Annotated in this window: 16 protein-coding genes and 1 pseudogene; 10 read left to right on the top strand and 7 right to left on the bottom strand. The window is 43.0% G+C overall.

All coding sequences use genetic code 11. The annotated features are described in order from the left end of the window. Positions 1–267: 267 nt before the first annotated feature. Both V7K15_RS00840 and V7K15_RS00835 read right to left on the bottom strand, forming a co-directional pair. Positions 268–900 carry an RloB family protein gene (locus V7K15_RS00840; protein ID WP_334902141.1) on the bottom strand — a complete coding sequence of 211 codons (633 nt, stop codon included), beginning with the start codon at positions 898–900 and terminating at the stop codon, positions 268–270. Continuing rightward, a complete protein-coding gene (locus V7K15_RS00835) occupies positions 885–2,195 on the bottom strand; it encodes an AAA family ATPase (RefSeq protein WP_334902139.1) in 1,311 nt (436 codons plus the stop codon). The genes V7K15_RS00840 and V7K15_RS00835 overlap by 16 nt, the downstream gene beginning before the upstream one ends. 217 nt (positions 2,196–2,412) lie before the next feature. Between V7K15_RS00835 and V7K15_RS00830 the strand changes: the two genes are divergently transcribed. Next, on the top strand, positions 2,413–4,329 hold the full coding sequence (locus V7K15_RS00830; RefSeq protein ID WP_334902137.1) for a GTPase family protein: 1,917 nt from the start codon (positions 2,413–2,415) through the stop codon (positions 4,327–4,329). A 19-nt stretch (positions 4,330–4,348) separates the two neighbouring features. Here V7K15_RS00830 and V7K15_RS00825 read toward each other — a convergent pair. Both V7K15_RS00825 and V7K15_RS00820 read right to left on the bottom strand, forming a co-directional pair. After that, a pseudogene (locus tag V7K15_RS00825) lies at positions 4,349–4,863 on the bottom strand (DUF29 domain-containing protein). 327 nt (positions 4,864–5,190) lie between these two features. Further along, positions 5,191–6,300: an S-(hydroxymethyl)glutathione dehydrogenase/class III alcohol dehydrogenase gene (locus tag V7K15_RS00820; RefSeq protein ID WP_334902135.1), complete on the bottom strand. Its 1,110-nt coding sequence runs from the start codon at positions 6,298–6,300 to the stop codon at positions 5,191–5,193. Positions 6,301–6,583: 283 nt separating this feature from the next. Between V7K15_RS00820 and V7K15_RS00815 the strand changes: the two genes are divergently transcribed. The 4 genes from V7K15_RS00815 (at position 6,584) to V7K15_RS00800 (ending at position 11,913) form a co-directional block, all read left to right on the top strand. Further along, positions 6,584–7,867, top strand: coding sequence for a valine--pyruvate transaminase (locus tag V7K15_RS00815; protein WP_334902134.1), 1,284 nt, complete (start codon positions 6,584–6,586; stop codon positions 7,865–7,867). A gap of 99 nt (positions 7,868–7,966) precedes the next feature. Continuing rightward, positions 7,967–8,533, top strand: coding sequence for a ribosome maturation factor RimM (gene rimM, locus V7K15_RS00810; RefSeq protein WP_334902133.1), 567 nt, complete (start codon positions 7,967–7,969; stop codon positions 8,531–8,533). 440 nt (positions 8,534–8,973) lie between these two features. Next, positions 8,974–9,414 (top strand): hypothetical protein, encoded by a 441-nt coding sequence (locus V7K15_RS00805; protein ID WP_334902131.1) that lies wholly within the window; start codon positions 8,974–8,976, stop codon positions 9,412–9,414. A 117-nt stretch (positions 9,415–9,531) separates the two neighbouring features. Continuing rightward, complete coding sequence (locus tag V7K15_RS00800; RefSeq protein WP_334902130.1) at positions 9,532–11,913, top strand: phosphoketolase family protein; 2,382 nt, start codon at positions 9,532–9,534, stop codon at positions 11,911–11,913. 753 nt (positions 11,914–12,666) lie between these two features. On the opposite strand, the gene V7K15_RS00795 is transcribed toward V7K15_RS00800, so the two are convergent. Both V7K15_RS00795 and V7K15_RS00790 read right to left on the bottom strand, forming a co-directional pair. Further along, positions 12,667–15,210, bottom strand: a complete 2,544-nt coding sequence (locus V7K15_RS00795) for a hybrid sensor histidine kinase/response regulator (RefSeq protein WP_334902128.1) — start codon at positions 15,208–15,210, stop codon at positions 12,667–12,669. Between the two features lie 166 nt (positions 15,211–15,376). Then, a complete protein-coding gene (locus tag V7K15_RS00790) occupies positions 15,377–15,658 on the bottom strand; it encodes an adenylate/guanylate cyclase domain-containing protein (RefSeq protein ID WP_334902127.1) in 282 nt (93 codons plus the stop codon). Positions 15,659–15,801: 143 nt separating this feature from the next. On the opposite strand from V7K15_RS00790, the gene V7K15_RS00785 reads away from it, so the two are divergent. From V7K15_RS00785 to V7K15_RS00765, 5 genes are all read left to right on the top strand, one after another. Beyond that, positions 15,802–17,427, top strand: coding sequence for a DEAD/DEAH box helicase family protein (locus V7K15_RS00785; RefSeq protein WP_334902153.1), 1,626 nt, complete (start codon positions 15,802–15,804; stop codon positions 17,425–17,427). Next, on the top strand, positions 17,357–18,571 hold the full coding sequence (locus V7K15_RS00780; protein ID WP_334902125.1) for a DUF790 family protein: 1,215 nt from the start codon (positions 17,357–17,359) through the stop codon (positions 18,569–18,571). Before V7K15_RS00785 ends, V7K15_RS00780 begins: the two co-directional genes overlap by 71 nt. 15 nt (positions 18,572–18,586) lie before the next feature. After that, on the top strand, positions 18,587–18,823 hold the full coding sequence (locus tag V7K15_RS00775) for a hypothetical protein (protein ID WP_334902124.1): 237 nt from the start codon (positions 18,587–18,589) through the stop codon (positions 18,821–18,823). A gap of 97 nt (positions 18,824–18,920) precedes the next feature. After that, positions 18,921–19,163 (top strand): hypothetical protein, encoded by a 243-nt coding sequence (locus V7K15_RS00770; protein WP_334902122.1) that lies wholly within the window; start codon positions 18,921–18,923, stop codon positions 19,161–19,163. A 92-nt stretch (positions 19,164–19,255) separates the two neighbouring features. Further along, complete coding sequence (locus V7K15_RS00765; protein ID WP_334902120.1) at positions 19,256–19,597, top strand: type II toxin-antitoxin system VapC family toxin; 342 nt, start codon at positions 19,256–19,258, stop codon at positions 19,595–19,597. Between the two features lie 79 nt (positions 19,598–19,676). On the opposite strand, the gene V7K15_RS00760 is transcribed toward V7K15_RS00765, so the two are convergent. Further along, positions 19,677–20,366 (bottom strand): PD-(D/E)XK nuclease family protein, encoded by a 690-nt coding sequence (locus V7K15_RS00760; RefSeq protein ID WP_334902118.1) that lies wholly within the window; start codon positions 20,364–20,366, stop codon positions 19,677–19,679. Positions 20,367–20,996 lie beyond the last annotated feature (630 nt).

The following is a 20,996-nucleotide window of genomic DNA, read 5'->3' as shown; positions in this document are numbered from 1 at the left end:
GAAAAGTGATATGTTGTGATTTTAATCGAATTGTTACCCCCCTTAATCCCCCCTTGTAAAGGGGGGAAACAAGAAAAATTTGGTTCCCTCCCCTTTATAAGGGGAGGGTTAGGGTGGGGTAAAAAATATTTGATACATCAATCATGACTTTTAAAACATCCTCTAAACAAGATTTATCACAAGCCTCTTTTAATTATTCATTTTTAACTGAATTTCCCTATCGATTTTACCTGTGGAGGAGTATTGGGCTACAAAAAGTAAGTTTCTCTAACTATTCTCTAAAGTTAATAAACTACTAATCAGTTTAGCCAAGCCACTACAGCAGGGATTTGAATGCTCATATAATTCATTACGTTCTATCTGCTTTGCAATCTTTTCAGCACGTTTAATCGCTTGTTCAGTTAACGATTTCAATGGTTTTGGATACAAGCACATTGATTTATCGTAGCCGTGTATATGCTTTTCGAGTAAATTAACTAACCTATCACGAGTGATTTCTGCAAAATGGTCTTGAAAGTGAATTAAATACCAAAGTTCAAAACAAGGATTTGTAATTGCCAGATTAATTTTTTGGCTTGTAGCTCGATTTATTGCACTTTGCCAATTTGCCAGACTTTTTTCAATATGCTCATCTCCGTCAAAAACAGCCCAAGCCTTATCTTCTTTACTCCACTGCTGGTTATCTTTTCTCTGCTGTCGTTCTTCGATGAGTTTTTCAATAATGCTACCTGGATCAGTTTTGTTTTGATGAGGCAATACAATAATATCTAAAGTTGATGAACGTAATTCATTGCGGATACTATTAAAATAAATTGGTTCTGTTTTACTTCCTTCACAAGCAATTAGTATTTTCTGAGCAATATTTCTACTAGGTGGACGACGATTTAACTTTCTTGGCACTGCTCATCACCCTGTAAAATCATTTCCTCTTCAGATGGGAGAAACGGAACAGCTCCAAAACGACCATCTAAATAAGCTTTGTCAATGGCCAAATCATTTCGCACATGGAAATCAGTCAAAGGATACAACTCAGTGCTTTGATCAGAGCGCTTTTGTGTAAACCAAATTTGATCGCGGCGTAATAAGTTATTTCTTTGTAACGTGTTATCGTGACTAGTTAAAATCAGTTGAGCATTTTTGGGATTAGTTTTAGGATTTTGAAATATTCTGATAATACTTCTTACAATATTTGGATGAATATTTGTGCCTAATTCATCAACAATTATCAATCTGCCTATGTTCAGAGATGCTACTATGCGGAATGCCAAGTAAAATAAACGCTGAGTACCAAGAGACTCTTCATGGAAAAGCCACCTTATTTCGTTACCGTCATGAGTCTTATGTACAGCATATATGTTGTAGCCAATACGTTCATCAGATTTTTTTTGAAATTCTATTCTGGACAGTCCCGTATCGAATTTTTGTACAATATTTAATGTTTCTTTAAGTAATTTCTTGAATGCCGAAGTATTTTGAATATCCGTAATTGCAGCTAGATATAAATCCTCGCTTCCCAAATTAATTCCAAGCCAACGAGTTCTTAACCAATCTAAAAAAGACTCAATTATATCTACTTTTAATTTTACTAATGTACTAATAAATAACTCATTTTCTCTAATATTATCCTGAAGTTGATTATGCGCTCCAGCAAAATCATCACCAGTTTTCCATATAATTTTTTTGTCCGTATCATTCCATTGACGATGAAATAAACGACGTGATCGCTTAGTTGTATTTAAAGCATAGTCCAATTTTTCTAAGAGTACATGATTCTGATTAAGTTCTAGAGAATAAGTATAAATAGCATTATTAAATATAGTTCTTAACTCAAATTTTGTAGGGTTGTAAATAGAGATACTATCTAATTTAAAAGGGTCTAGTTTTGCATATTTAAATAATTTCTGCAATGTCACTGATTCCTGAGTACCATAAACCATAATAAGCAATAAATAATCGAGAGCTTGGATAACATTACTCTTGCCTGATGCGTTAGCTCCAAAAATTGCCAGAACAGGTAAAAGCTCAATGTCCCACCCTTCAACATGATATCCAGGTGCAATTTCATGATCTGACTTTACCCGTTTGCGTTTGCTACTTTGGCTTGTCTGACGATCGCTTTGTTTTTGAGCAACCGCACTTAGGGTTACAGGTTCTTTAATTGAGCGGTAGTTTTCGACTGTAAAATCTACAAGCATAATTCAACGCGCACAAGGCAGTTTTTTGTGATTTATTCACGTAAATCTTATCTTAAAGGTAAGCAAATCTCCACTCTTACCACAACACATCACATGAACTAGCAGCGAGTGTGAGCTATTATTACACTTTAATACACGTAGTAATCCAGAACTCACCACAAGATAATTAGATCGACAATAGAAATATAAGAAGTCTAACCAAGGCAGGTATGGGGCAATGGTGCGATTAAAACTGTGGCAATGGTTTGTCTTAGCAATCCCGATCGCGTTTATCATCATTTTCTTACTGGTATCCGCCGGTTCGCAAATTCATGCCTGGGGCATTAGTTGGATTTGGGGCGTGTTCACCGTTATATTCGTGGGTTGGCGTTGGCTATTAGTTAAATGGACTCAACCTGCTGTTAACCAAGTGGAAGCTGTATTAGCCCAAGTCCGCGAAGAATTGGAATCGACAGTAGAGGATACAGTAGGGCTTCCAGTGGGAAGTGATGTTACAAAGCTTGCAGAAGCAGCACTCCAAGATATTCTGCAAGCTGCACAAAGCGATCGCCCGATTTGGGAAGACTGGCAAACTTTTTGGACGCGATGCCAAGATTTGGTGGTAGCGATCGCTCATATCTACAATCCTCAAATTCAATATCCCCTGCTGAATATTTACGTCCCCCAAGCTTACGGGCTGATTCGCGGAACGGTGGATGATATGGATCAGTGGATGCAAAAGTTATCTCCAGTCCTTAATCAGGTAACGGTTGGACAAGCATACCAAGGATATGAAGTCTACCGGAAGTTAGAACCATCGGCTCGGAAATTCTGGCGTGTTTGGAGCTGGGCACAGTGGGTTTTAAATCCGGTGGCGGCGGTGGCAAAACAAGCTAGCCAAGGTTACAGTAACCAAGCAACTCAGCAATTGTTGGGGAATTTGAGTCAGTTATTCCGGGAAGCTGCCCTGAGAAACTTATGTCGGCAGGCGATCGCACTTTACGGACGTAGTACATTACCAGTTTCAGCATCCTTACGTACACCAACTCTACCCAAGGCAAAAACCCAAACACTTCGAGAAATCTTGACTCAAGCTCAACCAGCCGACGTGGTTGAACAAAAACCCGTGAATATTCTGCTGGTGGGGCGCACGGGATCGGGAAAAAGTAGCCTGATTAACACGCTATTTCAGACGGATCTCGCAGCCGTTGATGTTTTGCCCAGTACCGATCGCATTCAGAATTACCAATGGCAGAGTCAAAGTGGGGAAACCCTGACGCTTTTGGATACACCTGGTTATGAACAAGTCAACCGTGGCGATCTCCGAAATGTAGTGCTTGATTATGCCATCAACGCTGATTTGCTGCTGTTAGCTACCCCTGCTCTCGATCCTGCCTTGCAAATGGATGTGGACTTTTTGCAAGACATGAAAGCAGAAGTTGCAGATTTACCGGCGATCGCGATCGTCACCCAGGTAGATCGTCTGCGTCCGATCCGCGAATGGCAACCACCTTATGATTGGGAATGGGGCGATCGCGCCAAAGAAATTGCGATTCGAGAAGCCACTCAGTATCGCGCCCAACTGCTGGGAAACTTCTGTAATCTAGTTCTACCAGTGGTTACAGGTGACAGCAAAACAAGTAGAGTTGCTTGGGGAGTGGAGGCGCTATCGTTGGGATTAGTGGATGCGATCGCGCCTACCAAACAACTGCGTCTCGCCCGCTTTTTGCGTAACCTAGAAGCCCGTACCATCGCCGCCGCCAAAATCATCGACCACTATACTTTCCAGATGACGACAACACAGGGACTAACGGCATTGCTTAAAAGTCCTGTCCTCCAGTTTGTTGCTACGCTCTCAACCGGATCTCCAGCCCTAGCATATATGCTAGCAGAACAAATTCCCGTGGAACAGTTGCCGATTGTGATTGGTAAACTCCAAATGGGATATGAGCTTTTCTCGCTCTTGAATACAGGCAATCTTAACCCGCTCAACTTTGAATTGCTATCCCTTTGGCCGCTACTGCTGGAAAACTCCGCTTCACCCGATCGCAACGCCTGGGCATTTGGTCACGCCCTAGTGGAGTACTGGACTCAAAATTTGACAGTTGAACAACTCCGAGAGCGATTTGAGTATTATCTGTCGATTTCTAAATAATTTGTCTGCTTTATCGCTTTTATTCCATTAAATCATCTGTGGGAGGCTGACCGGGATAGAAGCGATCGCTCAGAATTTCCTCAAAAGGATATAAACATTGCTGGGGAAAAGTTGAGAGTGGCAGATTTGTTTCTCCTGATGCTAAATCCCTACTGTTTTGATAGGATTCATCGAGTGCTTCTTCAAGGTAAGGTTTCAGACAAGGATTCTCGCTCAACAACTTGAGAATTTCCCGTCGTTGTACTCTAATTGTTGCTAACCCTTCGGGTTCGCCAGTCGCTACAACGGGGGGAACCCCCGCAACGCGCTGGCTCACCAGCTACGACTCCGTTGTTTTGGTTGATATTGCCATTTGAGCAAATGTCCAATTAATATACTAAGACGATTTCTCAATTCTTGGCGTTCCTTTCTTCCCAAAGATTCGATTTCCTCAATTAAATTGGGTAGATCAAGCTGGTTCCATTGGTGATGACGCAGAAGGTTAGCCTGTTGTTGAGTCCAACTGTAGAAGTCTGCTTCATAGAAGTTTTGCATCAGGTTTTTTAGGTTTGTAGTGTCTACATAATTTAAAAATTTATAAGTAGGTAGGCGTAATTAAATATAAGATCAAACCTCACCCTCAATCCCTCTCCGAACTCACGGAGAGGGAAGCCGGAGGCAGGCTGAGGTTTTATATTTAATTTCACCCACTTACTTAATTCATAATTATGTTTCAAATAGAGATTTAAACCTTATTTGAAACAGGACTGTCTACATAAGCATCAGGTACAAAGCCTTTTTAATTACGAATTACGTTAGCGTAGCGGTAGCGAGTCCGCGTTGGCGTAGCCTCTCGCAGAGAGCGTCATTACGAATTACGAATTAGAAAGTCACCACACTGCGAATTGATTCACCTTTACGCATCAATTCAAAAGCATGATTAATTTGCTCAATTGGCATGACATGGGTAATCAAATCATCAATGTTTATCTTACCTTGCATATACCAATCAACAATTTTCGGCACATCTGTACGTCCTCTAGCGCCACCGAATGCCGAACCTTTCCAAACGCGCCCAGTTACTAGTTGAAAAGGACGAGTACTGATTTCCTGTCCAGCACCAGCAACACCAATAACCACACTTACGCCCCAACCTTTGTGGCAGCATTCTAATGCTTGACGCATAAGTTTGACATTACCAATACATTCAAAACTGTAATCAGCACCGCCTTTGGTTAAATCAACCAGATAGGGAACTAAATCACCCTCTACTTCCTGGGGATTAACAAAGTGTGTCATGCCAAACTTTTCTGCCAAAGCGCGTTTGCTGGGATTAATATCCACCCCGACAATCATATTTGCCCCTACCATCCGCGCCGCCTGGATGACATTTAAGCCAATACCACCCAAACCGAAAACTACGACATTTGCCCCCGGTTCCACCTTGGCAGTATTGATGACTGCACCAACACCAGTAGTCACACCACAGCCGATGTAACAAACCTTATCAAATGGGGCATCTTCCCGAATTTTTGCCAGGGCGATTTCCGGCAGTACTGTATAGTTGGCAAAAGTGGATGTACCCATGTAATGATGAATCATCTGCCCATTGAGACTAAAGCGACTGGTGCCATCGGGCATGACACCGCGTGCTTGAGTTAGGCGAATGGCTTGACAGAGATTAGTTTTGAAGCTCAGACAATATTCGCACTGACGACATTCAGGAGTGTACAGGGGAATTACATGATCCCCTGGTTTGAGGCTAGTGACACCAGCGCCTACCTCTACCACCACACCAGCGCCTTCATGTCCCAAAATTGCCGGAAACAAACCTTCGGGATCGTCACCAGATAAGGTAAAGGCATCGGTATGACAAACCCCACTGGCTTTAATTTCAACTAACACTTCACCTGCTTGTGGTCCCGATAGTTGAACGGTTTCAATCGTCAACAGCTTACCTGCGCTGTAAGCTACTGCTGCTTTAACTTGCAATGTCAGCCCTCTTATATAGTTTTTTGACGTTCTCTCCAATGCTGAAGCAGGGGATTATTTTAGTTAAACATATCGAGCGCATGATAGACTTTTGTATCACTTCATCGTATTTATTCAGCGCGATCGCCGCGATAACGATAAATATTACTTTGTTAAAATATGATTCTCTAGCTAGATTGGTTAAAGGCGGTAACAGCTGTTTTGGCAACGATGTAAACTTGATCTCAGCAGCAACCCTCAAATAATTTGTCCACCCCTTAATTCATATATTTTGTCACAGCTTATGAACCCTGCCCTAACTCAAATTGGCGCTCAAATGTCTAACCTGACTGGCGTCAGAGCAATCATGAAGGATATTATCGAGACATTACGAGCGGGTGCAGGGCAGCAGTTTATTAATTTGAGTGCTGGGAATCCGTTGATTTTGCCAGAGGTAGAGCAATTATGGCGGGATTGTACTGCACAGCTTTTAGCTAGTCCAGAATATGGTGAGGTAGTTTGTCGCTACGGCTCAAGTCAGGGCTATGCACCATTTGTTGAAGCGATCGCTAATGATTTTAACAAACGCTACGGGTTAAACTTAAGCGAACGCAATATCTTGATCACCCCCGGTAGTCAAACCCTCTACTTCTACGCTGTTAATAGCTTCGGTGGCTACACCCCTAGCGGCGAGTTAAAACAAATTGTTTTGCCCCTGAGTCCTGACTACACAGGTTACGGCGGTATCAGCTTAGTTCCAAAAGCCCTAATCGCCTACAAACCGACTCTTGATATTGATGCAGCTGCTCACCGATTTAAATATCGCCCCGACTTCAGCCAACTGTCGATTACAGAAAAGACTGGTTGCGTACTCTTTTCTCGCCCCTGTAATCCTACTGGTAATGTCCTCACTGATGATGAGGTGAAAAAGATTGCTGCACTGGCTGCACCTTACAATCTGCCCGTGTTAATTGACTCGGCTTATGCGCCTCCCTTCCCAGCATTGAATTTCACCGAAATGACACCAGTGTTTGGTGATAATATCTTACACTGCATGAGTTTATCGAAAGCGGGATTACCAGGAGAAAGGATTGGTATTGCCATTGGAGATGAAAAGTGGATTGAAGTGCTGGAGTGTTTTCAGGCAAATATGAGTCTCCATTCTTCACGTTACGGCCAAGCGATCGCAGCTTTTGCAATCAATTCTGGTGCTTTAGTGGAAATTTCTCACACTGTCATCCGTCCCTTTTACCAAAATAAGTTTACCGTTTTAGAAACCAGTTTAGAACAAGCGATGCCCAAGAATTTACCTTGGTTTCTCCATCGTGGTGAAGGAGCAATTTTTGCTTGGTTGTGGTTAGAGGATTTACCCATCAGTGATTGGGAATTTTACCAACGACTCAAGCAAGTAGGTGTGATTATTGTCCCCGGAAGTAGCTTCTTCCCCGGTTTAGAGGAAGAGTGGGCGCACAAGCACGAATGTTTCCGCATCAGCCTCACCGGCAGCGATGAAGAGATTACCACTGCTATGCAACGTTTAGCAAAAGTGGCTGAAGAAGCTTATCAGCGTGCAGTTGTGAGTGCTTGAGAGACGCGATTAATCGCGTCTGTACAAGAGTTAGGAGTTATAAAAATTCTTTCCACAATGCCCCATGCCCAATGCCCCATGCCCCATGCCCAATGACTAATGAGTAATGACAAATCAGATAATTGGCTAGAAATTGGTAAGATTGTTGCCCCTCAAGGATTGTCTGGGGAATTACGGGTTTATCCTGTATCAGACTTCCCTGAAAGATTTCAGGTGCCGGGAAAACGTTGGTTGTTGCGTTCAGGTGAAACAGAACCACAACCAATCCAATTATTGGCAGGACGTTATATCAGTAATAAAAACTTGTATGTGATCAAATTAGCTGGTGTGGAAAATTGCGATCAGGCGGAGGCGTTGCGCGGTTGTAAGTTAATGGTGCCAGCAAGCGATCGCCCCCAATTAGGCGAAGATGAATATCATGTCCTCGATTTAATTGGCTTGGAAGTCTTTATGCAAGCATCTGGCGAACTCGTGGGGACGGTGGTAGATATCATCTCTGCTGGGAATGATTTGTTAGAAGTGAAGTTGCATGAATCATTTGCTACTGACAAAAAGCAAAAGACTGTTTTGATTCCATTTGTGCTAGCGATCGCACCAGTAGTAGACTTGAAATCTGGTCGCATTGAAATTACACCACCGCCTGGGTTGTTGGAAATTAATAATTAGGTCATTCCTTTATCTGCCTCTAGCTAGTTTCGCTGTACTGGATACTTCAACATGAAGCAAAGCTTGAGGCATGAGAAAATTAAAATACACACGCTATCTATTAATTTAGGAAATGTGGCAATGCCAGAAAAAATAACAGCAACTATTCACAGGCAACCGCTAGAAATATTGTCCCGATTGCCCTTGTCTTCTCAAAAAGAAGTATTAGATTTTGCTATCTCTCTCCAGAAAAAAAACTAACTCAGCATTGGGATGCTATTTATGATGCAGAAGCTGCGGCATTAAAAACTGAGTTTGCTGATGAAGAATTAGGTTTTGCAGAATCCGTTTTAACTGATTATCTCTCCCAGCTTCAGCAAGAGGACACAGTTTAATGCGAGGAGATGTTTATTTGGCTTTAACATCATAGAGAATTGGTATGAGTCTAGTTGAATAAAAAAATGGTAAAACATCTATTTAAAACCTTTTTATCAAATATTCATGAGTACAAAGCTTCTGAAAATTTTTGGCGGAACTTGTGTGAGAGTATTCTTATAAAAAATCAAGGACAGGAACATGGATGGGAAGTTTGGTTGAACATTCATTTTATTGATGGAACCCCGTTTTTAGATGGCAGCCCAATTTATAGTTTAATATCGCCAGATAAAAGAAAAGGTATTTGTATTTATCAAGATGAACCGAGTAAAACAACAATGTCTATTGTTGCATGGATGGATAAATTTGGATCTATTGATGATGATGAAAATTTTATTGAAGAGTTAGTTATTACGTGCGAACTTTCAGATGAATCTTCACAATTAGCTGGTGAAGTTATCGAAGCATGGGTAAAAGAAAATACTTCATATTTTGAAATGGAACTATTGATTGAAAATAAACTTTGATAACATCTACTTTTAGGCTAGAAAAACTTCTCATGGGTAGATGGCCATCGTCTGAAAAATCAGTAAAATTACAGACTGATGAACCCGTCAAAATCTTTTTGGAATGGAGTGTCGATAATGACATTAGCAACGATTCCACAAACAAAGCCTTTAACAGACGAAGAATTACGTAAGATAAACGCCTACTGGCGTGCAGCTAATTATCTTTCGGTTGGGCAAATCTATCTACTCGACAATCCGCTACTAAAAGAACCGCTAAAGCTGGAACACGTCAAACCCAGGCTATTGGGGCACTGGGGAACTACACCAGGGCTGAACTTTATCTATGTTCACCTGAATCGGGTAATCAAAAAATATGACCTAAACACAATCTATATTGCCGGGCCTGGTCATGGAGGCCCCGGACTGGTAGCCAATACCTACCTAGAAGGCACTTACAGCCAGTATTATCACAACATCTCCCAGGATGTTGAGGGAATCCAGAAACTCTTCAAACAGTTCTCTTTCCCCGGTGGTATTCCTAGCCACGTTGCACCGGAAACTCCTGGTTCGATCCACGAAGGCGGGGAACTTGGTTACGCCCTAGTCCACGCTTACGGTGCTGCCTTTGATAACCCTGACTTGATCGTTGCTGCTGTTGTCGGTGATGGCGAAGCTGAAACAGGTGCTTTAGCAGCTAGTTGGCATTCCAACAAGTTTCTTAACCCCGTGCGTGATGGTGCAGTACTGCCGATCCTGCATCTGAATGGGTATAAAATTGCCAATCCAACAGTACTGGCACGGATCAGCCATGAGGAATTAGAAAGCTTATTTGTGGGCTACGGCTACAAGCCATACTTTGTCGAAGGTGACGATCCCGCAGATGTCCACCAGCAGATGGCGGCGACTCTAGATATAGCGATCGCCGAAATTCAAAGCATCCAAAGAGAAGCCCGTGTACATGGTTTCACCGAACGCCCCCAGTGGCCGATGATTGTCATGAGAACCCCCAAAGGTTGGACAGGCCCCAAAGAAGTCGATGGCAAAAAAACCGAAGATTTTTGGCGATCGCATCAGGTTCCCTTAAGCAACATAGCCCAACAGCCAGAACACCTAAAAATCCTAGAAGATTGGATGAAGAGTTACAAACCAGAAGAACTCTTCGACAGCAACGGTAAGCTGATTCCCGAACTAGCAGAACTGGCTCCCAAAGGTCATCGACGCATGGGTGACAATCCCCACGCCAACGGCGGTATTATGCTCTGTGACCTGAATATGCCCGACTTTAAACAGTATGCGGTAAATGTCTCCCAACCAGGAAAGGCGATCGCAGAAGCTACCAAAGTTACCGGCAAATTCTTGCGCGATGTTATGCAAGTTAACCAAGAAAGTAGCAACTTCCGCATATTTGCCCCCGACGAATTGGCATCAAATCGTTTGGACGCCGTGTTGGAAGTCACAGATAGAACTTGGGTAGCCGAGATTTACCCTGAAGATGACCACCTTTCCCCCAACGGTCGGGTGATGGAAATTCTCAGCGAACATTGTTGCCAAGGATGGTTAGAAGGCTATCTCCTCACAGGGCGTCACGGGTTGTTTACTTGTTACGAGGCATTCATCCACATCATTGACTCAATGTTCAACCAACACGCCAAATGGTTGAAAACTACCTTAGATATTCCCTGGCGTAGACCGATTGCTTCCCTCAATTACCTACTTTCCTCCCACGTTTGGCGACAAGACAATAACGGCTTTTCGCACCAAGACCCCGGTTTTATCGACCATGTAATCAATAAGAAAGCAGATATCGTCCGCGTTTATTTGCCCCCCGATGCCAACACTCTGCTATCAGTAACAGACCATTGCTTGAGAAGCCGCAACTATGTCAATGTGATCATTGCCGGAAAGCAACCAGCATTGCAATATCTCAACATGGATGCTGCAATTAAGCACTGCACCAAAGGCATCGGTATTTGGGAATGGGCAAGCAACGACCAAAGCAGCGAACCAGATATAGTAATGGCTTGCGCTGGGGATATTCCCACCTTAGAAACCTTAGCTGCTGTAGACATCCTGCGCCAGCACTTTCCTGAGTTAAAGGTGCGGGTAGTGAACGTTGTCGATTTAATGACACTACAGCCAAAAAGCGAACATCCCCACGGTTTGAGCGAAAAAGATTTTGACACGATTTTCACCACAGACAAACCCATTCTCTTTGCCTTTCATGGCTACCCCTGGCTGATTCATCGCCTAACCTACCGTCAGACTAATCACGATAACTTGCATGTGCGTGGCTACAAGGAAGAGGGAACCACCACCACCCCCTTTGATATGGTTGTTCTCAACGATCTTGATCGCTTCCATTTGGTAATTGATGTAATTGACCGCGTGCCCAAACTAGGATATAAGGCAGCTTATGTCAAGCAGCAGTTGCAAGATAAGCTAATTGAACACAAACACTACATTGATAAGTACGGCGACGATATGCCGGAAATTCGTGACTGGAAGTGGCCGTATTAAGAGGAGTTGACACTCTCTCTCAGGTCTAAAGACACATCATAGCCCCCTCCTCGCTCGACTGATCGGGCTGCACGCGGGACGGCATGGCGCATCCGTTCTCTCAGGTCTAAGGCACATCATAGCCCCCTCTCGAAGAGCGGGGAGGGGAGACAAAACGTAGCTTTGGCTCTTTGGGGTGCAATGACTATGGGAATCATAACTAATTACCCGGACATGATATTAGAGGGTGTTTGAAAAGTTATACGGTGTGATTTTTTACCCCCCTTATAAAGGGGGGAAACAAGAAAATCAAGTTCCCTCCCCTTTATAAGGGGAGGGTTAGGGTGGGGTAAAAATATTTGATACATCAATCACGACTTTTAAAACATCCTCTAAGGGGCAATTCATGAATTGCCCCTTAGAGGTTGTATTTCCCATCAAAATAATGATTAATCAAAGCCGGAAAACTTCATTAATGAGGCTTTGAACTCCGTGAATGAAGCTCGGAACTTCGTTAATGAGGCTTTGAACTCCGTGAATGAAGCTCAGAACTCCGTTAACGAGGCTTTGAACTCCGTGAATGAAGCTCAGAGCTCCGTTAACAAGGCTTTGAACTCCGTGAATGAAGCTCAGAACTCCGTTAACGAGGCTTTGAACTCCGTGAATGAAGCTCGGAACTTCATTAATGAGGCTTTGAACTCCATTAATGAGTCTTTGATACTCGTGAACAAGCACAAAAACTCCACTCCCTTACCCCCAATGCCCAATGCACCATCAAGTACGTCCGGTAAGGTTGGCAATTACAGCCGCTAACTCACCCGGATTAACTGGCTTGGGGACGTGGAGTTGAAAACCTGCCAACAAGGCTTGCGTGCGATCTTCTGCCCTAGCATAGGCTGTCAGCGCCACTGCTGGAATCCGTCCTCCTTGCTCTGTTGGCAGCGCCCTCACTTTCCGAATTAGTGTGTAGCCGTCTTCTTGGGGCATACTAATGTCGCTTACCAGTACATGGGGGTGAAATTGTTGCAGGGCAAGCAGTGCTTCACAAGCAGATGCAGCTGCTATAACTTGGGTGCCATACTCTCTCAAAATCGTCGTCAGGAAATGACGCGCCTCTGCCTCATCATCGACAATCAGCACCCGCAAGCCATCTAGCTTCGGTAGGTAATTGTTAGTCTCTTGGACATCTACGACAGATGAAAGCTGCTCTGCTGTATTAGCCTCTAGATAAATGGCTTTCATTGGCAGATTCACAATGAATGTCGCCCCCTGTCCAATTCCTGGACTTTCGGCAGAGACTGTACCACCGTGTAATTCTACCAAGTGGCGGACGATCGCTAACCCTAATCCTAATCCACCGTGCGATCGCGTGCTGGAACTGTCGGCTTGACAAAAGCGTTCAAATACATGGGAGAGGAATTCGGCAGCAATTCCCGCTCCGGTATCGCTAACCCGAATTTGCACATGGGATTCAATGCGCTGCAATTGCACATCGACTCTTCCCCCCTTGGGTGTAAACTTGACGGCGTTGGAGAGCAAATTCCACACAACCTGTTGCAAACGCTTGGCATCACCAATAATTACCCCGACTTCCGGGTTAAATTGACACTTGATGCTAATCTCTTTGGCCTGGGCTGCTGGGCGCACAGTATCGATTGCTGCCTCTACAAGTGGTACAAGTTTTACCTGATGAATATTTAGATGGAGTGTGCCTCTAATAATCCGCGAGACATCTAGGATATCTTCGATCAGTTGAGTTAGGGATTTGCTGTTACGCTCAATTGTCTCTAGTGCGCGGACAGTAGTAGTCTCATTCAACTTGCGACTCCTAAGTAGCTGCGTCCAGCCCATTATGGCGTTTAGGGGTGTGCGGAGTTCGTGGGAGAGTGTGGCGAGAAACTCATCTTTGATGCGGTTTGCAGTTTCGGCATCAGCGCGTGCTGCTTGTTCGCGCTCTTGCTCTGCTTGCTTGCGTTCTGTAATGTCGCGTTGAGTTCCCCACGCTCTTACTAAAAGCCCATTTTCGACAATTCCCACTAGATTATTCAAAAAATATTTAGAATTACCTTGCTTATCTATTTCATGGGACTCTGCATCGATTAGTCGGTAGTTAGAACGGATAAAACTACGCAGGTATGCAATATTATCTGGATCGGAGGAAACCAGAAAGTCTCCTAGTCTGGCGCTGATGATTTCTTCTGCCGAAGAAAAGCCATACATCTGCGCCATCACATTGTTGCATTCCGCTAAGTAAACATATTCATAAAAATGTTGAATTTGTTCATCCTCTGGACAATCTGGCGAAATTGGTACTTCCAGTTCGATGCACCAAATAGCTTCTGAACTCTGCTCTAAAAAAGCGCGGTAGCGTTCTTCACTTTTGCAAAGGGCAAGCTCTAATTGTTTGCGTTTGCTTAAATCAACTACAAAACTAATAATATTATCTGGATTATTTTCTAACAAAGCAGAACTTAACAGGATGGGAACCCGGCTGTCATCTTTACGGATATATTCTTTCTCAAAGGGCTGAGACACACCTTTGGTTGTGAGTTGTGCGTTAGCGTTCGCGCAGCGTTCCGCAGGAAAGTTCACCGTACCACTTCCCTGCGGGACGCTGCGCGAACGTGGAAGCAAGCTACGCGCAGCGTCTCGTAGAGAAGGTATCGCGCTGTTGTTAGCTTCAATATATTCTGGTGGGATGATCTCACGCCATCTAACTCGCCCTGCTAGCAAATCTTCTTGCGAATAACCTACCATTCCTAAAAAAGCATCATTAGCTTCTGCGATCGCTCCGTCCATTTTGGTTACAATTACCCCAATCATATTGGAATCTACCAACTTTCTAAACCTTGCTTCGCTTACCTGAAGATATTGTTTGGCAGTGCGTAACTCGGAATTTAGCAAGCTAATAAGTGTTGTCACCAGCACAAATAAACCTAACCGCAATATGTTGTCTAGACTCGCAACCAAGAGCGAAAACACAGGCTCTAAAAAAAAGTAGCTGATAGCTAAAGTAGACAAAGCAATAGCTAGCAACCCTGCTCCCATGCCACCATACCAGGAAATAACCGCCACGGCGGCAAAAAACAGTACAAAAATAGTTGGTTCCAATAGTGGCTGTAGCAATAGGCTACCAACAGCCAATAGTCCCACAGTATAAGGCGCTAGCAGGGAACGTATTCCTTTCAATGTGGCTTCTCCTTTTATGCAGCTAGCTAAAGGATTACTCCCAAAATCAGCTAGATAATGCTCCGGCGTAGCCCGCACTTCTCTACGAGAGGCTACGCCAACGGCAAGCTCATCGACCATCGTAGACATCGCTTAACCCCTATTATGAGCGGAAAAATACACCTTTAAGCAGTTAATTGCTACGAATCTATCTAAAGTAGTAAAACTTAGTTATAGCAAAGGTTCAATAGCTGATAATCGTCGCTCTAATTATAGATATTTGATTTTTGAGTCTCTATCAAATAGTAGAGATTTATTAAGCTTTTAAATTGATTTCTTTTAGTATATAAGTCATCATTTCACCTTTACCTTTAACCTTAATTAAACCTCGTTTCTCCAATAAGTATTTATCCTTTAAAAGCTGATAAGTTGTTTCACAAACCTGGATACTACCTGCTATACCATGTGATTCCATTCTACTAGCTCTGTCGCTGCTCTTTGTACGATTCGTCAAGGTTATTATCGGTTTGCCATGGGACATTCCCTGACTAATCAGCGCATCTAGTTGGGTTTTGTCGGAGTTATTTGGATGAATCATGCACTTTTTGCGTTATTAGTAATTAATGGACTAGGGAATGGGGCATCGCGCATAGGGCATAGCGAATGGAAATAATTACCAATGCCCAATGCCTAATGCCCAATGCCTAATGCCCAATGCCCAATGCCCAATGCCCAATACTCATGGCTCGTACCCCTACATTAAATTTTGATCGTGGCACATTAATTTTGCATCCACCACCACGCGGCAAAGGTTGGATGGACTATGCGACGTGGGATGATCGAGTTGAAAAATTCCGCATTCCCGCAATTAGATACCGATCGCTAGTGGAAGCATTACAAGCGGAAGATGTCTATTTTATCGATGAGGCGAAGCAATTTTATCCTATAGATTTGGTTCCCAGTCTGGAAATGGAACCCTATTCTCACCAAACTGAGGCGCTAGCGGCTTGGAAACTGGCGGGTAGACTAGGGGTAGTTGTGCTTCCTACGGCGGCAGGAAAGACTTATTTGGCACAAATGGCGATGCAGTCAACGCCACGCACGACGCTAATTGTCGTACCAACTTTAGATTTGATGCATCAGTGGTATGCACACCTAGTAGCAGCTTTCCCCGATGCTGAAGTGGGATTGCTGGGAGGTGGTTCGCGGGATAGAACGGCAATTTTAGTTGCAACTTATGATAGTGCAGCAATTCACGCCGAGACGTTGGGGAATCAATATGCGTTGATTGTTTTTGATGAATGTCATCATTTACCGACAGATTTTAATCGGGTGATTGCGGAATATGCGATCGCACCTTATCGCCTGGGACTCTCTGCGACACCAGAACGTACCGATGGTAAACACGCTGACTTAAATATTCTCATTGGCCAAGAAGTATATCGCAAACGCGCTGAAGATTTGGCGGGGAAGGCGTTAGCAGAGCATGAAATTATTCAAATTAAGGTAAAGTTATCGCAACTTGAGCGGGAAAGATACAATCAACTAATTCAAACCCGCAATGACTTTTTAAAGCAATCTAAGATTTCTTTGGGGAGTCTTCAAGGTTGGCAAATGTTCGTCCAAATGAGTGCGCGATCGCAATTTGGACGTAGGGCTATGTTAGCGCACCGGGAAGCGAAAGATATCGCTTTGGGTACTGATGGGAAGTTACGAATTCTAGTTAATTTATTGGCAGAACATTATCCGGCACGAATTTTGATTTTTACTGCTGATAATGCGACGGTTTACCGCATTTCTCAAGAGTTACTAATTCCGGCAATTACTCATCAAACTCCTGTGAAGGAACGGCATGAGATATTAACAAAGTTTCGAGAGGGTAAATTTAATACTTTGGTTGCTTCTCATGTGTTGAATGAAGGTGTTGATGTGCCTGCGGCTTCTGTGGCGATCATTTTATCGGGAACGGGTTCGGCTAGGGAGTATACTCAACGATTGGGGAGGATTTTACGGAAGGGAAATATTGAGAATAAGCAGGCGATTTTATATGAGGTGGTGGCGGAGGATACGAGTGAGGAGGGGACTTCGGCGCGGCGGAGAGGGGAGAGGAATAACGAACCGCAGGGGCGCGGAGGACGCAGAGAGGAAGAGGAGAAGAAAGGGAAGTTACAGGTTGTGTATGGGAGTGGGAAGGAAAGGAGTTTGAAGGCTGCGGAACAGTTAGAAATTAATTATTCAACTGGAAGTTCAAAACTTGTACTGAGCGAAGTCGAAGTATCTAAAATCCAAAATTCAGATGTTACCGACAGATTTACTGATGCATCGCCAAAACGGGGAGGAGATCATTCCGAAGAGACTGAAGATTGATCAGAAAACTTCGGAGTTGGCGATTGAGTTAATTAATTATTTTCAATCAGCAGTGGGGAAGACTCAAGGTGTGCTTGAGCGACAACTGACTGATTTTGAAGGCGATTCTACAGATTATCGGGTGAAGCGGGGATTAGCTTATATTCTTAAAAGCAGTTTTTGCACTTTTGAGGTGGTTAGTCCTTTGGAACCACAGATGTTAAGAGAACGGGTGTTTTCGTTAGCTGCAAAGTCTGTTTCTAGTCGAGAATCAACACAAATTACTCTGAATAAAGTTGCTGATGATTTAACTCAAGAACTTGAACGGGAAGTTTTATCAGAACAGGTTCGTAATGGACTATATGCTGATTTATCTGAAAATAAGATTTTGACTGTTTTTGATGCACCAATAGCACCAGATTTGTTAAATCGATATAACTTATCTCAGGTGCAGGGTGTGTTTTATAAGGCCAGCCAACTGGTATTAAATGCTCACCGAAATGTTCCGGGAGAATATAAGCTGTTATTTCGCTATCTGAAGTTGTTTCAATTGATGGCTTATATTGAGGGTGATGCTGACCACGGGTTTACAATTACTATTGATGGTCCGACGAGTTTGTTTAATTCTAGTACGCGTTATGGGTTAGCGATCGCAAAACTTATTCCTGCTTTACTTCACGTTACTAAATGGAGTCTTTCTTCTATTCTCCAAAGCCGGGACGCTTATACAAATACTTGGAAAACTGGACGTTTCACTCTCAATTCCGAATGTGGTTTGGTATCCCATTATCCACCAGGGAAGCCCTACGATAGTATGCTAGAAGCATCCTTTGCTGATAAGTGGGATACCTTGAAAAGTGGCTGGGCGTTAGAACGAGAAGTTGATTTGATTCCAATCCCCGGTAGTGTGATGATTCCTGATTTCCGCTTGGTGCATCCTGATGGACGCACCTTCTTATTAGAAATTGTCGGTTATTGGCGACCAGAATATTTACAAAAGAAGTTTTCTCAGGTGCGGCGGGCTGGACGTGACGATTTGATTTTGGCAATTTCTGAGCGACTTAATTTAGAAAAGGCGGGAGTAAAATTAAATGATGTCCCTGCGAGAATTGTTTGGTTTAAAGATAAGTTATTGCCGAAAGCTGTATTAGCTGTGATGGATTGAATCAGGATCAATGAGATGAAAACTATAGAAACAATTGCTACAGTTACCAAAGATGGTAAGATTACAGCGCAATTAGCATTGGATATTCCAGAAGGTGAGTATCAGGTGGTGATAGTAATTGATGAGAAGCCTTTGGTAGAGAAAGTAGAGAGCAAGGAAAAGAAAGCGCCTCTCAAATTTTCCGCCTATCCTGTAGGATTAGTCTCGGAAAGCTTAACTTTCCGTAGAGAAGACCTTTATGCAAACGATTAATAATCGTGTATTTATCTATACGAATATTTTCGTTTATGCAAATGTGTCCAAATCTTTCTTTCACCAAGTAGTAATGTATTAATCGAATAGAAATAGTATGAAAAGTATAGAAACAATTGCCACAGTTACTAAAGATGGTAAGATTACAGCGCAATTACCATTGGATATTCCAGAGGGTGAACATCAGGTGGTAATAGTAATTGATGAAAAGCCTTTGGCAGAGAAAGCAGAGAGCAAGGAAAAACGCCCTCCTCTAAACTTCCCTGTAGATAATTATGGTTATTGGCCTGAGAATCTTTCTCTAAGACGTGAGGATATGTATGGTGATTGGGGTCACTAACTCTGTATTTCTGGACACGAACATTTTAGTGTATGCAAATGTGTCTGAATCTCCCTTTCACCAAGCAGCACTACAGGCTATTGAAAATCTTTATGACGCAGGAATATGAATTATGGATTAGTCGCCAGGTGTTGCGGGAATTCTTAATGACTCTTAGTCGTCCACAAGCATTGATGAATCCCCGACCTGTTGCGATCATAATTGAACGTACCCGATTTTTTCAAGCTCAATTTCAAGTAGCTGACGATACCGCCCAAGTGACACAAAGACTTTTATCTCTAATGCAGCAAATTACTATTGGTGGTAAGCAAGTTCATGATGCAAATATTGTCGCCACGATGCTAGTTTATGGCATTCCTCAGTTACTCACTCACAACACAAGTGATTTTGCCAGATTTTCTGAGTTAATTACTGTGTTGCCATTACAAAATTAGACTGCTTGTTGTTAGTACTCGTAAAAATTTACTTCACGTTACCAAATACAGTCTTTTGCTAATTGTGCAATCCCACTGACTAACCCCAAACACTTCTGCGTTCCCAATATTCAGCGACTCTTTTTTCCCACTGCTGCCAGTAATCTTTAATGACTGCTGATTCAAACCAAAATACCTCAGCTGGCATTTCTGGAATCGCTACTACCAAAAGAGCGTGCTTTAGCTGAATGCCATAATCTCGATAATACTCGTTAGCTGCTCCTATATACGCCGTAAGTTGCAGTGGATGTTCATATAAATGCTCAATTGAGCCTTTGGGTTTGTCTGCTGTTTTCCACTCGCAAATACAGGGAATACCTTGATAGCTGGCAATACAATCAACTTTGCCAGAATAACCCAAATCATCATGAAAAACAGAGCCTTCTACGAGTCTAACTGTGTCGATTTGTTCTAAAACTGGCTTGATACTTTCCCAATAAGGGCGACTCGCTTCGGGACAAACAGGGTTTTGTCCAAGGAGGTAGCGCTCAATTTGTTTATGTGTTTGGGTTCCCCGCCGACTAGCATTTGTAGTAATGCGGGTAGCTTCTTCTGTACCAAGACGCGCTTTCCAGTTTAATAATCTGTCTCTGTCTGCTTGTGATTTGGTGGCATTAAGTATTGTAGTAACGCTGGGAAAGCGATTTCCCTTGGCATCTACATAATATTGTTTACCATTTTCTCTCTTGGATGTAGCATTAATGCGTGGTAGCAGTTGGGTATCATGCATCGTTAGTGTGTTGACTTTGAGATTCCCTCAAGAAGGAAAGTGAATAAAACCCTATTCCATTGTAAGGAATCGAGCTAATCTGGAAGTTTTGTGTTCTAAGGTTGAATGATGGTGTTGTAAAGGCGTCAGCCAACAGCCCATCACAGACATCGCTCATCTAAAACCCATTAAACTCAAGTCTGTATTTGTATTTTCCTGTGCGATTTCGTATTTCATTACTAAATTACTAATTTATGGAACCTGTAACACTGACGACGGCTGCGATCGCCTAGACTAAAATTCATAAAGATTCCACGCCACTTGCGGGTGGGGCAAAAACCCAAGTTCAAAAGTAGTGAGTACTTCTTAATTTACTCAGCACTCAGGACTCAGCACTCAGTACTGAGTCGGTAAATCTACAGGCGATCGCCTGGTTTAGAGATGAGCATTAGTCAAATAAATCAAACAGCGAATTTTTCTGACAAATTTTTCGGAGTTTTTCGGTGATTGTATGTGATTTTAACTACTTTTTTTAGACATATCTTAGAATGTAGATGCACACAATGTAGCTATTTTTTCTAAAAAATGGCCACTGCGATCGCAACAGAGGTTAGATTCGTTCGTTTACCTTGTTCTAAATTTCATCCAAAT

The organism is Nostoc sp., from assembly GCF_036919815.1.
In the GTDB taxonomy this organism is placed as follows: Bacteria; Cyanobacteriota; Cyanobacteriia; order Cyanobacteriales; family Nostocaceae; genus Nostoc.
This window is presented reverse-complemented; position numbering and strand designations above follow the sequence as displayed.